Here is a 15,701-nt window from a genome sequence, read left to right as displayed (position 1 = left end):
TTCATCCTCCTATCCATTCTCTAAAATTTATTAACCATTCAGCTTCTTGTAAAGGGAACCAATACGTTAATAAAATTAAATAAACCATCAAACTGAAGTTCACTATAATAGTAATCACAGTAAGTCTAATTATACTTTTCTCTTTAAAAATGACAGTCATTTTCTCCTTACAGCTAATAAAGAGAGGAACAAGATATATTAAAAATGGTACAAAATATCTTCCTTGAGCACCTTGAGAAATCAGAGCATCCTCACCTAAAACAACTGGTGTCCAAGCAAAATACATACCACCTATAATAATAATTGCTTGAAAAGGCAACATCCAACCAGACAACATTCCATACCCCTTATTCAATTCATATGGTTCATTTTTCATTAGTAACATTGTTAATACTGCAATATCAATAAATATCAACCACATAGGAATCTGAAAATCAAACATTCCTAAATAACCAAACATTCCTGTTGTTAAATACGTATTTAAATGTGGATTTAAGTTATTGTCTAAAATAGTATTCAGCATAACTTGTGCAAAATTAGTTATTCCGCCTTTATCTTTCAAATAAAAAATTGAAAATGCTAGTAAGAGAATCATAGCTGAAAATAAAAAAATATATTTATATTTTTTTACCACTTTTTCACTGTTGTCAATCCATCTATTTATCGTACAAAATTTCTCAGGAAGTCTCAGATTTAATGTTAATAATAAAAACAAAAGAATAAGATTATTCATTTTAGTTATATATAACCCGATTGCTGAAATTAGTAAAAGGATCACATATTTTCTCGTGAGTATTTTTTCAATTGATAAATTACTCAAAATTGCAAAAAATCCCGTAATTGCAACAAAATTCATGACATCATAGGAGAGTGATGCGCTTTGCTGAATCATTATTGGCAAAAGAGATATGAACATCAATGCTGTTTTACCATATTTTAAATATTTTATAATAAAATACATCATCAAAATATAAAATAGAGCATTGAAAATTCGTCCAAGAGTAATCATAACCCCCACGGAAGGATAGATTACTCTCCCTAACAACATACCAAATAACTGAGGTAACTGCATGATTCGCTTTGGTGGTAAAGAAATCTTAAATTTCTCATTACTAAAATCTACCTTCTGGCTAAACAATTGATTATATGCTTCAGTGTCTATCTCTCCACGAGTATTGTCAATCTTCTGCCACTGAAAACTGTTATCTGTTTTTTCATATAAAATTCCCCAAGCCATTCTCGCATGACTTTTCTCATCAGGTACTCTAGCTATCGGCATCAGAAAAATACTTAAACTAATAAATATACAAGATAAAAGTAAAAAAATTTTTTCTGGTTTCTCAATTTTTTGGTCCATTGTTTTCATTAATATACCCTACTAACTCATCTATTTTATGATTGGTTGTACAATGTTCTAAAACATAATCATGTGCATTTTCAGCAATTGTTCTTCGTAGCTCCATAGATTGAATCATTTTTTCTAATTTAGAATACCATTCATCATCTTCTACAAGAATCCCTGTCTCATTATCCACAATCATTTCTTTGAAAGCACCGATATTACTAGCAACCGTCGGGACTTTAACCAAAGAAGCTTCAATCCATTTTATTTCAGACTTAGCTTCATTAAAAATTGAATTTACTAATGGTGCTAGATTAATATCTACCTCACTAATCAACTTAGGTAATTTTTGCCAAGATACAAAAGGATGTAACTTGATTCTATCATGATAAGGCTTAAGGTCCGTTGGAAGATCTAGATGACCTACCAAATGAAGTTCTAAATTGTTGTATTTTTTTAGTAACTTTATTATGGCTTCTTTTATCAATTCAAAGTTTTCATTATGTGTAATAGAGCCTGAAAAGTATCCTATTTTAATTACTCCATTAGACTTATTATAATCCTTTGTTGTTTCCTGACTCAATTGAACTAATTCCATATTTGCTAAATTTCGATTTAATAATACCAGATCTTTATAATTAAAAAGTTCACTTTTCATTTTCTTTGTGGAAGTAATCACACCATCGCAAAGTCCAAGCATTTCTCCATAACTAACTACACTACCATCATAATTTTGTTTTTCAGAAACTGAAAGTTCTTTAACATACGTTAATTGATCTGTATATTTTGTATCAATCACTAAATCATCAATATCATACAGAACCGGTTTATCGTGCTTTTGAGCAAGATGAATTAACTCGATTAACTTATTATCGAGCGGTGCTCGATAAATAATTATATGACTGGCATGTTCTGCATATCTCATTTGAAAAGAAGATAGATTTACACTCTGAACATTATAACCAAGTGATTCTAATTGCTCTGTTTTATTTTGTACACGATACTTAGTTAATTGAGGAATAGCATTTTCTACACCATCAATAATTAGGATATGTTCTTTTACCTTTTTATTTTTCACATCATCCATAATTTTCTCGATAATTTCTATCGGGTATTCAGTCTCTGTTCTTATATATTCAATTAAACTAGGAATTTCTGTCTCTCTAATTAAACCTTGCCAAGCAAACTTATCATTATTATAATTAGAAAAAGCTGTATATTTTACTACAGGTACACCTTCTTTTACCATTCTTAATGGATGGATATACATTGGACTATCCACATTATTTTCATTAAGTGCTCCATGTTTGAAGCCTAAATCTTCAAAATGTTTAGTAAAAACAGTTTCATGCTTACCTATTGCTTTATCTCTCGAATCAGTATCTCCCAATTCTTTCCAATATTCATAAAATCCATCATAATCTAATAATGATTTTTCTATAATCAAGAAGTATGATTGAAGATGAATTGGGATAAAGCCATATTTATTATATTGAGTAATATCATTTTGTTCCTCACCATATGATATTCCCCAGAAATCTAGTCTTCTCTCAGCCATTTTAGAAAATGCAACAGAAATATCCCCAATTGGCCCCACATTTGTATCATTAACTAATAAAAGTTGATCATATTTACTCAATTGTTCCTTGCCGAAATAATTAATGCCATATCTGAAGGCAGCAGTATCATATCCCTTATTACTTCTTAATTCAACTTGACCTATTTCTGAAAGCTCTAAAATATCTTCATCTGGTAAAGTTCCATTGACCACTATTAAAATATCATCAACCATCTCAGCAAGAGCTTTTAAGAAAACTAACTTATATTGTTGAAGTTTTTCTTGATCTTCATAAATCACAAAAACTAAAACTCTACTCGGATTGTCATAGTTATTTTTCTTCCTTTGACGTGCTCTAACACCTTTTAAGTAAATTGTTTTAACATTAGGAAATTGCTTTATTTTACGGATTAAAACTCGTTTAATCTTTTGAATATTTTTTCCAATTAATTTAGGATTTTTTAACACTCTTAAACTTAAACTGATTGGCTTAATTATCAAATTACCCACACGATATGATCTTGAGTTTAAAATTTGATTTTTTTCCACTTCTAACAATGATATAACATTACTCAAATGTTGTTTATCATTTAATAATTCTGTATTTGTCGTTATTAAAGACTCATTTTCAGAGGCAATTTCTTTTTCTACATTAAGTCGTTCAATAATTTCTCTCTTTAATGCTTCAACAGTATCTGAAAGATCATCTAAATCGTGCTCTTGATTATGAACATGTTTAGTCACACCATCTAAATGATTTATAAGATCTGTTAATCTATCTGATAGTATGAATATGTTATTTTTAACAGCTTCTATGATTTCTACTGGAAATTCTTGTATGTATTTACTTAGTATATACAAATAAACTTCAAAATAAAATTTTTCAGATAAATGATCGCCTTTTCTTGAAATAGAATCATTTAGTATCCTATAGTTCAATTTTGTGTTATGACATTCTTGAGGAATAGCATCATTCCTCAAAATTAGATTCATAAAAAAATCATAGTCGACTAATTTTTTTCGATTAAGTTCTAAATCATATTTGCTATTTTTAATTTTTGATACTCGAATTAAGGAACAGTTATCAATGTAATTCGACGTTAGATAAGTTTCTAATTCAAATTCTTTAGCTTCCACGAATACTTCATTTTTATCTACATCAAATAAGTTTGTATAAATAATATCTGATTTATTAGTTTGCGCCGTTTGAACTAATTCTTCGATATAATTTTCGTCAAGATAATTATCACTATCTACAAATAAAAGAAATTCACCTTTAGCCCAATCTAGTCCCTTATTTCTGACAACGCAAATACCCTCGTTATCTTGTGAAATTAACTCTGTCTTTTTATATGGCGAACTAGGTAAAAGTTCAGTAATAATTTGTCCAGACTTATCTGTTGATCCATCGTTTATAATTAATAGCTCTATATTGTTGTATGTTTGTGAAAAAACACTTTCCAAACATTGCGCAATATACTCCTCATGATTGTAGCAAGTTATAATAATAGATACTAAATTTTTCAATATTCACTTCACCTTCATCTACCTTTTATCTTATTATTTAAATTTACTAAAGCAGACAATTACACTTTAGACGACCAAGAACCATTTCTTTTCAAAATTCCACTGCTTGAAATTCTCTCACTTTTGCTCATATTATCTTTTTTAGCCACTATTATCACAGGCGTATTTTCTTTGTCTGCAAAAGCACAAGGTTCATCATCATCATTACGAATAGAAACATTCAACTTTAGAGTGCATCCATTAATACTATTCAAATTGCATTTATAGCTAATCTTCTTTTGACCTTTCGCAGAAGTCATATCATCATATGAATTATCATTATATACCCAAACATTTTTATCTATATCAATCATAGAAAATGCTACATACGTTCTCATATCATCAATCACATCATATGTTACAGTAAATTCAACTAATGAATTGTCATTATCAATAATAGTGTCAGAAAGCATCTCAACTTTCAAATTTTTGATCAGTTTTGTCTCTTCTTTTTCTTCTGCTGCATTGTCGACTTCATTACCTTCAATCACAGTCGCTGCACCACTATCTAATACATTTGATAACGAATACTGATTAGCCACATCTTCTGGCGTTCCTATGATCTTAACTTCACCTTTATCAATCATCATTGCTTTATTACAATATTTACGAACAGCAGCCATTGAATGTGTTACTAAAATAATCGTTTTTTTATCTTCCCTTGCTTGCATAAAATAGTCATTACATTTCCGCTGAAAGGCTTCATCACCTACCGCCAATACTTCATCTAAAACTAAAATATCGCTTTTAGATTGAATTGCAACTGAAAAAGCTAGGCGAACTTGCATACCACTAGAATAATTTTTTAACTTTTGATTCATAAAGTCTGACAACTCAGCAAATTCTACAATATCATCATACATATCATCAATTTCAACTGTTGAAAAGCCTAGTAATGCTCCATTTAAATAAACATTTTCTTTTCCAGACAATTCAGGATTAAATCCTACTCCTAATTCAATAAACGAAACCAACTTACCATTAATGTCAACAGTTCCATGTTCGGGTACATAAATTTGAGAAATAATTTTTAGTAACGTGGATTTACCACTACCATTACGTCCTACTACACCAAAAAAGTCTCCTTTTTTCACTTCGAACGATATATCTCTAAGTACTCGTTGTTCTTTATAGCCTTTAATTCCTTGAAAATAATTAACAATCGTCCTTTTAAGACTTGTAGTATTTTCAGTTGGAAGTCTGAAACTTTTACTTATACCATCTACTTTTACTGCAATATCATTTTTCATAATTAAAGAATCTCCGCAAACTTCTTAGAATTTTTATTAAAAATCAAAAAACCTACTATCAATACAATGAAAGGTATAACATATGGAATAATCATAATAAATTTGTTATCAATCAATTGCCACACAGTAACATTCACAGAACTTGTGAACCAATAACGCATATCTTGAATCATCTGAGCCATAGGATTTAATAATAATATTTTAGCAATTCTAATATCTGCTCTTTCAATGATTAAAGTCACTGGATAAATGATTGGTGTCATATAGAGACCGATTTGTAAAATAACTTCCCAAATTGGCCCAATATCTCTAAACCTTACATAAACTGTAGCTAAAATAAACGCAATTCCTAATGAGAAAGCATACAATTCAATAAAAATAAGTGGCGCTAAGAAACCAAACGCAGATAACTCCACATTATTGATCAATCCAAAGATAAATACAATTACAAGACTAATCATCAAGTTAATAAACGCATTGATTGACACAGAAACAACAACTATATATGTTGGGAAATTAAGTTTTCTTAATAAATCACCTCGATTAACAATAGATACCATACCTAGATTAGTGGTTTCATTGAAGAACCCCCATAATACTTGGGCTAAGAGTAAGGCTACTGCAAAGTGAGGAACATCATCACCAAATCGCAAAAAATAAATGAATACAATATACATCACTGCAAACAATAAAACTGGTCTTAAAACTGACCACAAATAACCGATAACACTTCCTTGGTACCTTAATTTAAAATCAGTTTTTACAAGTTCCTTTAGCAAAATTCTATTCTTTTTTTCAAACATTAATAAATTCTCCCTCAAATCTCAGTTTTCAAAGAATGACACCATTAACGACTTGGTTGTCATATATCATAAAAAATCTTAATAAAATAACCTTGCAAAAAATATATACATTTTATTTTATCTGATAACACCTTGCCCATTAATCTGTTTATTATACTAAATTTTCATTTTCAATGCTACTATTTCTATGATGGTCAGTGCAGTGATTCAAAAATTGAAGTTTTATTAATCTAGAAAGCCTATAAATACAATCAATTATTAAACTTATTTACTGTTTACATAAATGTAATGACCATTGTCTACATTTTTTATTTTATCACATAAAAACTTCTCTGTTTTGTTACACATATATCAAAAGCAGGCTCCAACTTTATTAATCTATCTTTCAAAAAGATTATTCTTCTTAGTTTTTAATCTCTTTTAAAAATATCTCTAGTGTAGATTTTATCTTCAACATCAAACAAAGCTTCTTCCATTCTGTTTACTACAATAACATCTGAATTTTGTTTAAAAATCTCTAAATCTTTTATAACTTTAGAATTGAAAAACTCTTCTTCTTCTAAATTAGGTTCATATACCACAACATCAATTCCTTTAGCTTTCAACCGCTTCATAATTCCTTGAATTGAAGAGTATCTAAAATTATCTGAGTTTGCTTTCATTGTTAAACGATAAATCCCTACTACTTTAGGATTTCTCGCCAGAATTTGTTCCGCAATAAAATTTTTTCTAGTCGTATTAGCATCTACTATAGCACCAATAATATTATTCGGTACTTTATCGTAATTTGCGCGCAATTGTTTTGTATCTTTAGGCAAACAATAGCCACCATAACCAAAGGATGGGTTATTGTAATGAGAGCCAATTCTTGGATCTAAACCAACACCTTCGATAATTTGTTTTGCATCCAATCCCCTTACTTCAGCGTAAGTGTCTAATTCATTAAAGTAGGCTACTCTAAGTGCTAAATAAGTATTAGAAAATAATTTTATTGCTTCTGCCTCTGTCGCATGAGTCAACAACACTTCTGTATTTTTTTCAACAGTATTTTCTAAAAAGATAGTTGAAATTTCTTTCCCGCGTTCAGAGCATTCGCCAACAACAATTCTAGATGGATAAAGATTATCATACAACGCTTTACCTTCTCTTAAAAATTCAGGTGAAAAGATAATATTCTCTGTTTGATATTTTTCTTTTACTGTATTCGTATACCCAACTGGCACAGTCGATTTAATAATAAATACAGCATCTTTACGAATAGCTAGCGCTCGTTCGATAACATTCTCAACTGTGGAGGTATCAAAATAGTTTTTGTCTTCATTATAATCAGTTGGAGTAGCAATAATTAAAAAATCACCAAATTTAACGGCATCTTCAAAGTCTTTTGAAAATTCAATCGTTAAATCATCTCTTTTTAAAAATTCATGAATTTCTTTGTCCTCTATAGGAGAGATACCTTTATTTAATAAATCAATTTTTTCGTCAACGATATCATAGGCCTTTACTTGTTCATTCTGACTTAATAGTAATGCATTAGCTAAACCTACATAGCCTAAGCCAAACACAGAAATTTTTTTCATTTTTATGTTCCTCCAGTCAATATTCATTCATAATTTCGACTCAACAATTATAACTTAGATACTTGTAAAATAAAAGCTGCTCGACATTCACTCAAATTATTACTCGTTGAACAAGCTGAATATAAAGCATTTAGACAAGGTTTACCTGCTTTTTTCTAGCTAACCTAGCATCAATTTTAAAGCTTCTTGCCAAGTTGGAATTTCAAACCCTAATGCTGTTGTTTTAGTAAGATCCATCACAGAATATTTAGGACGAATTGCTTTTTGTGGAAATTTGCTTGAATCTACTGGCAGAACTTCTACTTCTGTATCTTTCAAAATTTCTTTGGCAAATTCGTACCAGCTGCAGCTATTTTCATTTGATAAATGATAGATTCCATAAGGTACTTTTGCTTTTAGCACAAACACCATGAACTCTGCTAAAGTTCTAGTCCACGTTGGTCGTCCAAATTGATCGTTAACAACTGTAAGTTGATCGCGTGTCTCAGCTAATTTTTGCATAGTAAAGACAAAATTATGTCCATATTGACCAAACACCCATGACGTACGAATGATGTAATATTTTTCCAAAGTATCTTGAACAATTTGTTCCCCTAGTAGTTTAGTACGACCATATTCATTTTTCGGATTTGTTTGATCGTCCGTTTTATACATAGCGTCTTTTTTAGTGCCGTCAAAAACGTAATCTGTACTGATATAAATTAAAGTTGCATCCACAGCTTTTGCAGCAGCAGTTACATTTCTTGTACCATCAACATTAATTTTTTCATCTAGCTCCTTGCCTTCATCTTCTGCTTTATCTACAGCCGTATACGCTGCACAGTGATAAATTACCTCAGGTTTTAAATTTGTAATAAATGCCATTGTTTTTTCTGCATCAGTAATATCCATTTCTTTTGAGTCAGTTGAAACATAATCCAATCCTTGTTCATCTAAAAAATGACGTAACTCTGTTCCTAATTGCCCATTACCGCCAGTTAAAAGTATCATTCTCATTTCCTCCTTCAATTCGAGAAAACTTCGTAGTAGTATGGTTTTGAAAAATATACTACCTAAAAAGTTAACGTTGTTTTCGTATTTTGAGCGTGGAACAAAACGAAAAAGCAGTTTTGTTCCACGCTCAACAAATTACTATTTTAATCTTACTCGGTTAAAATCAGCAGCATGATGTCTTATCAAAAAAACATCGCTTATTATTGACCGTTTTTTGCATAGTTAGCTTCTACAGCTTCTTTATCAGCTTTCCACCATTCTTCATTATCCGTATACCATTGAATTGTATCAGCTAAACCGTCACGGAAATTAGTGAATTCTGGTGTCCAAGCAAGTTCATCTCTTAATTTTGTAGAGTCAATTGCATAACGTAAATCGTGTCCTGGTCGATCATTCACATGCTCATAAGCATCTTTGGGCTGACCCATCAATTCTAAAATCAATTCCATTACTGCTTTGTTATCTTCTTCTCCGTCAGCACCAATCAAGTATGTTTCACCTAATTTACCTTTGGTTAAGATTGTCCAAACAGCTGAAGAATGATCATTTGTATGAATCCAATCACGAACATTGTTACCCGCACCATATAATTTAGGCGTAATACCACTTAAAATATTTGTGATTTGTCTAGGAATAAATTTTTCAATATGCTGATAAGGTCCATAGTTATTAGAGCAATTAGAAATCGTTGCTTTCAAACCAAATGAACGACCCCAAGCTTTCACCAAAAGATCTGAACCAGCTTTAGTTGAAGAATAAGGGCTAGATGGATTATAAGGCGTTTCGGCCGTAAATTTCTCCCCTTCACCTTCACCGTGTCCTGGTAAATCTTCACGCAATGGTAAATCCCCATACACTTCATCTGTCGAAACATGATGGTAACGTACATCGTGTTTGCGACAAGCTTCAATTAGTGTATACGTTCCAATAATATTGGTTTGAACGAATGGAAATGGATCATTTAGTGAGTTGTCATTATGGGATTCTGCTGCATAATGGACAACTGCATCTGTTTCTTTGACTAAACGATCTACTAATTCAGCATCTGCAATATCACCAACAACCAGTTCAACACGGTCTTGTGGAAGTCCCTCAAGATTTTTTTCATTTCCTGCATACGTTAATTTATCTAGCACAGTGACATGAACTTCTGGATGGTTGTTCACTACATAATGAACAAAGTTTGATCCGATGAATCCAGCTCCACCAGTAACAATGATGTTTTTCATTTTTAAGATCTCTCCTAATTTTTTAGATTTCACCATAAACAAATGGATTTTTTGATTCAAATTCTTTTAACGTTGGATGATTTTTATCCTTCTCAGATGTAATAGCCTTTTGAATATCGATTGGCCAATCAATTGCTAAATCAGGATCATCAAATGCAATACCTCCATCTGAAGGAGCGTTATAGTAGTTATCACATTTGTACATAAAGTTGACATTTGGTGTCAATGTAACAAAACCGTGTGCATATCCTTTAGGGACTAACAATTGACGATGGTTATGTTCCGATAAAATGTACCCTTCCCATTGTCCATAAGTTGGACTGCCTTTACGGATATCAACAATCACGTCTAATACCGCACCTGTTACTACACGAATTAGCTTTGTTTGTGCGAACTCACCTTTTTGAAAATGGAGACCTCTCAGAACGCCAGCCTCACTAGAAAGAGAGTGATTATCTTGTACAAAATCAAAATCTAATCCTTGTTCTGCAAATTTTTCTTTAGAATAACTTTCAGTAAAAAAACCACGATGATCGCCAAATACGTCCATTTCTATGATCTTTACATCTTGTAATTTTGTATTTAGTACTTTCATGTTTTATTCGCCCCTACTCTGTTTCTGCTAAGCGCAGTAGATATTGCCCGTAACCATTTTTCTTCAATGGCTGTGCTAGAGCAATAAGTTGATTTTTTGTGATATAGCCCATCCGGTAAGCAATCTCTTCTAAACATGCTACTTTCAAATTTTGACGTTTTTCAATTGTCTCAATGAAGGTTGATGCTTCTAATAATGATTCATGCGTTCCAGTATCTAACCAAGCAAAGCCACGTCCCATCAATTCAACAGATAATTTATTTCTTTCCAAATAGACTTTATTAACATCCGTTATCTCTAATTCGCCACGATCAGATGGCTTAATATTTTTAGCGATTTCTACAACATCATTATCATAAAAATATAAACCAGTTACAGCATAACTTGATTTTGGTTTCTCAGGTTTTTCTTCAATTGAAAGAGCCTGCATTTGCTCATCAAACTCAACTACACCAAAACGTTCAGGATCATTTACATGATAACCGAAAACCGTTGCCCCATTTTCTTTAGAAGCAGCACGTTGCAACATGTTAGATAAACCGCCACCATAATAAATGTTGTCTCCTAAAACAAGACAAACACTATCATTACCAATGAATTCTTCTCCTATAATGAAAGCTTGCGCTAATCCATCAGGGCTTTCTTGAACAGCATATTCAATATGAATACCAAGATCTTTTCCATCGCCAAATAAACTTTCAAAACGTGGTGTGTCATCCGGTGTAGAAATAATCAAAATCTCTTTGATTCCTGCTAACATTAATGTAGACATTGGATAATAAATCATTGGTTTATCATAAATCGGCATTAATTGTTTTGATGTGGCTTTGGTTAAGGGATATAATCTAGTTCCACTACCCCCAGCTAAAATTATTCCTTTCATTGAAAAACTCCTCTAAAATTATTTATTTCGCTTAATTGCTTACGCCAGTTAACATTATCGCACTATCGCAGAAACTTGTCATGCTTTTTAAGGTTATTTTACAAAACTGTAAAATATCTCTCATTTTACTTTCAATATTTTCCGTCTCACAAGAGCCATGATAAGTGTTGCCCGCCATTTTAATTGTTGAGAACGACTAGCCTTTGTATTGATTTCACTTGCATTACTGCCATGCCTACGATATAAAGTAAGCTTTTGTGGAATCAACGCGCTCTTGTTCTTAGTCTCAGCAATCAGACCAAACCACATATCATGCATGGGAATTTTGGGCGGGATTGGCAATATTTCATTCTTAAATTCCGCACGAAACGCCATTCCAGCACCAATGTATTTATTTTTCATGATATTGTGAAAAAGACCGAGTTTAACGTTGCGATATTCAAAATAAGACTCTTCTATAATATTTAATTTCTCATCAACAATTACTAAATCACTGATTACTAAGTCTATTTTAGGATGTAAATGGAAAAATGACACAATAGTTTTGGTTTTTTCCGGTAACCAAATATCGTCTTGGTCAGCTAAAAAAATAAAATCTCCCTGACTTTGCATAATAGCAAATTCAAAATTAGCAATCACACCTCTACCTGGACCTTGAAAAATCCTTACCCGTTGATCTTGCGCTGCGTAGCGCTTGATTATAGCTAATGTCATATCTTTAGAACCATCATCTGATATGATCAGCTCATCACAAGAGGAGAGTTGAGACAAAATACTATCCAGTTGTTCTTCTAAAAATTTTTCTCCATTATATGTGGCAATACAAACTGAGATCATTTATTTTCCTTTCATTAGCACTTGATACTCTGAAAACGTCCGCCGCCAAATTTTACGATTTTTGACCTGTAAAAATTGTTTGATGGTTCTTAAAAGCAGATGTTTTCTGTGACGATAAAATAGAGATTGATCATATTTCTGATAAAACAATGTTTCACTTCGAAGAATAGATTCATATCGTTTAAAACTAATTTTTTTATAGTCCAATACAGATAAATCATGGGTCAGGTGATGATCTAAAACACTAATTTTTTTGTTTAATTGATGAATTTTCCAAAAAAGCCAATGATCTAAAAAATCCAAAGGAAAATCCTCATTAAAAGAACCCAATTCGGTTAATGTAGTCCTAGGTAAAACTGTTCCAGAATTAATACTCATGATTCGTTCAGAATAAACGTCCGCTTTAGGAAGTTTGGATTTGCGACCAATATATTCATCAGAAAACAACGGTGATATTTGCCTACCATGCGAGCTGATAATTGGAACATAGGCGCCAATATCTTCTTCTAGCTTTAAGTCCAAAACAGCGTCAAGATACATCGTATTCAGCTGTGTATCTTGATCTAATAGTAATAACAAATCTCCTTGAATGTCCAAAAGATAGTTTGCTCCAGCATTATAAGCTTTAGCAAGCCCTGGATTGGTTTCATCATGAATATAAAGTACATTTTCCAGTTTAAACAATTCATCCTCTTGGGCATTGTCGCTATTATCATAAACAAATAGATTCACCGGATTTTTTTCCATTGCTATTTTTTTAAAATACTCATAGCTTGGTGTTTTTGAGAATTCAGTTTGATATAACACGATTGTAATTACCAACTTATTCCTCACTAAAAAAACCTCCAGCCCCATTTATTAAAAAATTTAACCATTGATTGTAAAAATATTTTAAATAGTTCTTTATTCTTGTGCGCTCCTTTTTCATATAAATGAATGACTGTATCAAATGGAGTATACAAAATCTTATAGCCAGCTTTTCCAAATTTCAAACAAAGATCATTATCTTCAAAATACATGAAGAATCGCTCATCAAAACCACCAACATGCCTAAACTTTTCAACATCAATAACCATGAAACAGCCAGATCCCATTTTAATGTACGATGTTTGATCATCTGGTAAATCTCGGCATTCATAATAACTTAAACGCTTATCAAACAACTTTTTGATCGATTGAAATGGAATAAAACGTAATATGTAATCAAATAGATCTAATTTTTGACGGACCAAATATTGCGTCGTGCCATCCGAGTTCAATACTTTAGGACAGACTGCAGCTAACTGATCACTTTCTTTCATTCGTCGAATCATCTCATCTAGCATATGTTTTTTTAGCAAAATATCCGGATTAAAAATGACCGCATAACGTGTAGTGATTTTTTTTATTACTTCATTATGTCCATGGCCAAAACCTTCATTCTCCTCAGCTTTGTGCAAGGAAATAAAGGGACCATAACTTTCGAGTTTATCTATATAACTTTGGTCAGAAGCATTATCAAATATATGTATATCATAGCTTGATTCCAGACCTAATTCTTGTTTTAAATTATCAAGCACATCAAAAATATGACGGCTATTGTGAGTAACAATGGAAATCGTTATTCGATCATTCATATTTTTGCACCTCGTTTAAAAGCTAATAATGTTCAAACTCAGCTTATCTTTCTTTCATGCAAAGTAGAATTGGCTTCATTTTTTTATATAGCTGTTTTCGTAGTTTCGTTAGATTCTAGGAGAGCGGAGCAAAACTTACCGCGTCTTACTCCGCTCTTTCCATTTACTTGATTACCAAATTATAGCATAGCTTAAAAAACCAGCAAAGGTGCTTTTTTGTTTATTTACTTTTTCTTAGAATGTTTGCCTAATCGTTTTTCTAATTGTTGTTGACGAAACTCACGATTGCCAAACATGCGTAAAATATACATCAACGGTTGATGATTTTCACCAACTAAACCAATCATTTCAATAAATAATTCTAGTCCGATTGCACTAAAAACAATCAATAAAATCGAGGCAACGTTACTGGCATAGCTAAACAACAATGCTACAAATGAAAAGACCAAAGCTAGACCATAAATTGTCATGACTGCGCCTTTATGCGTGAATCCTAAAGATAATAATCGATGATGCAAATGCATCTTATCTGCAGAAGAAATTGGACGTTTGTTCATTAAGCGACGTATAATTGCGTATACTGTATCAGTAATCGGTACACCTAAAATAATCATCGGGGTTATCACCGTGATAAATGTCGCATTTTTCAATCCCTGCAAAGACATAACTGCAATCATGAAGCCTAAAAATAACGCACCCGTATCGCCCAGAAAGACTTTGGCTGGATAAAAATTATACGGGAAAAATCCTGCGATACTGGCAACTAAAACAAAAATCACGATTGGAATGTAGACTGTTTTAGCATGAAGGAAAAAATAACCAATCACACCGATCGTTGTTAAACTGATAATTGACACACCGGAAGCTAATCCATCCAGTCCATCAATCAAATTGATCGCATTCGTAATCGCTAAAATCCAAAACAGCGTCAAAGGTAAGCTCAGCCAACGCAAATCAATATGACCCAAAAAAGGTAACGTTACAGCATCGATTCGAATATCTGCTACAAAATAAATCACTAGTGCACCTATCAAAATCCCTAATGTTTTTTTCCTTGGGGACAGCTCATAAATATCATCTATCAAACCTGTAACGACGACAATACCTGCACCTAAAATAATCGGCCAAATATAGTCTAATGGTATAATCGACTGAAACATAACTAGACAAGAAAATGCAAAAACAAAATAAATACTTAAACCACCTGCTGTCGGCATGATCTTAGTGTTTACTCTTCTTTCCCCAGGCGCATCATAGGCACCCATTCTAAAAGCTAATACCTTAATGATTGGCGTTATAATCAGTGATAAAATAAACGTCAGAAATAGACGAATAAAAATTTCATAAATAAACATCGACATGATGAACCTACTTTCTTAATGTACATCGTATATTATACCGAATCATTTCACATTTACAAGTTGGAACAGATGTTTCCACAGTTTTGGA

General features: G+C 32.0%; 13 protein-coding genes. All 13 read right to left on the bottom strand.

What is annotated here, in order from left to right; genetic code table 11:
• Position 1: 1 nt before the first annotated feature.
• Complete coding sequence (locus I580_RS07265) at positions 2-1,366, bottom strand: DUF2142 domain-containing protein (protein WP_010771308.1); 1,365 nt, start codon at positions 1,364-1,366, stop codon at positions 2-4.
• A complete protein-coding gene (locus I580_RS07260) occupies positions 1,341-4,427 on the bottom strand; it encodes a rhamnan synthesis F family protein (RefSeq protein ID WP_010771307.1) in 3,087 nt (1,028 codons plus the stop codon). Before I580_RS07260 ends, I580_RS07265 begins: the two co-directional genes overlap by 26 nt.
• A 59-nt stretch (positions 4,428-4,486) precedes the next feature.
• Complete coding sequence (locus tag I580_RS07255) at positions 4,487-5,716, bottom strand: ABC transporter ATP-binding protein (RefSeq protein WP_010771306.1); 1,230 nt, start codon at positions 5,714-5,716, stop codon at positions 4,487-4,489.
• A gap of 2 nt (positions 5,717-5,718) precedes the next feature.
• A complete protein-coding gene (locus I580_RS07250; protein WP_010771305.1) occupies positions 5,719-6,519 on the bottom strand; it encodes an ABC transporter permease in 801 nt (266 codons plus the stop codon).
• A gap of 410 nt (positions 6,520-6,929) precedes the next feature.
• Positions 6,930-8,099: a nucleotide sugar dehydrogenase gene (locus I580_RS07245; protein WP_010771304.1), complete on the bottom strand. Its 1,170-nt coding sequence runs from the start codon at positions 8,097-8,099 to the stop codon at positions 6,930-6,932.
• A gap of 159 nt (positions 8,100-8,258) precedes the next feature.
• Positions 8,259-9,089 carry a dTDP-4-dehydrorhamnose reductase gene (rfbD, locus tag I580_RS07240; protein ID WP_010771303.1) on the bottom strand — a complete coding sequence of 277 codons (831 nt, stop codon included), beginning with the start codon at positions 9,087-9,089 and terminating at the stop codon, positions 8,259-8,261.
• Between the two features lie 203 nt (positions 9,090-9,292).
• Positions 9,293-10,321, bottom strand: a complete 1,029-nt coding sequence (rfbB, locus tag I580_RS07235) for a dTDP-glucose 4,6-dehydratase (protein WP_010771302.1) — start codon at positions 10,319-10,321, stop codon at positions 9,293-9,295.
• Between the two features lie 22 nt (positions 10,322-10,343).
• A complete protein-coding gene (gene rfbC, locus I580_RS07230) occupies positions 10,344-10,916 on the bottom strand; it encodes a dTDP-4-dehydrorhamnose 3,5-epimerase (protein ID WP_010771301.1) in 573 nt (190 codons plus the stop codon).
• A gap of 13 nt (positions 10,917-10,929) precedes the next feature.
• Positions 10,930-11,799: a glucose-1-phosphate thymidylyltransferase RfbA gene (gene rfbA / locus I580_RS07225; RefSeq protein WP_010771300.1), complete on the bottom strand. Its 870-nt coding sequence runs from the start codon at positions 11,797-11,799 to the stop codon at positions 10,930-10,932.
• Positions 11,800-11,919: 120 nt separating this feature from the next.
• A complete protein-coding gene (locus tag I580_RS07220; RefSeq protein ID WP_010771299.1) occupies positions 11,920-12,636 on the bottom strand; it encodes a glycosyltransferase family 2 protein in 717 nt (238 codons plus the stop codon).
• Positions 12,637-13,470, bottom strand: a complete 834-nt coding sequence (locus tag I580_RS07215; RefSeq protein ID WP_010771298.1) for a glycosyltransferase — start codon at positions 13,468-13,470, stop codon at positions 12,637-12,639.
• The gene (locus tag I580_RS07210; RefSeq protein WP_010771297.1) at positions 13,470-14,252 is read right to left on the bottom strand and encodes a glycosyltransferase family 2 protein; all 783 of its coding nucleotides are present in this window, start codon (positions 14,250-14,252) and stop codon (positions 13,470-13,472) included. Before I580_RS07210 ends, I580_RS07215 begins: the two co-directional genes overlap by 1 nt.
• Before the next feature lie 224 nt (positions 14,253-14,476).
• Positions 14,477-15,613 (bottom strand): glycosyltransferase family 4 protein, encoded by a 1,137-nt coding sequence (locus I580_RS07205; RefSeq protein WP_034860165.1) that lies wholly within the window; start codon positions 15,611-15,613, stop codon positions 14,477-14,479.
• Positions 15,614-15,701: the final 88 nt, after the last annotated feature.

It is taken from the genome of Enterococcus caccae ATCC BAA-1240 (genome assembly GCF_000407145.1).
GTDB classification, from domain to species: Bacteria; Bacillota; Bacilli; order Lactobacillales; family Enterococcaceae; genus Enterococcus_L; species Enterococcus_L caccae.
Note: the sequence above shows the minus strand (reverse complement) of the source record. Positions and strands in the feature narration are given on the sequence as shown.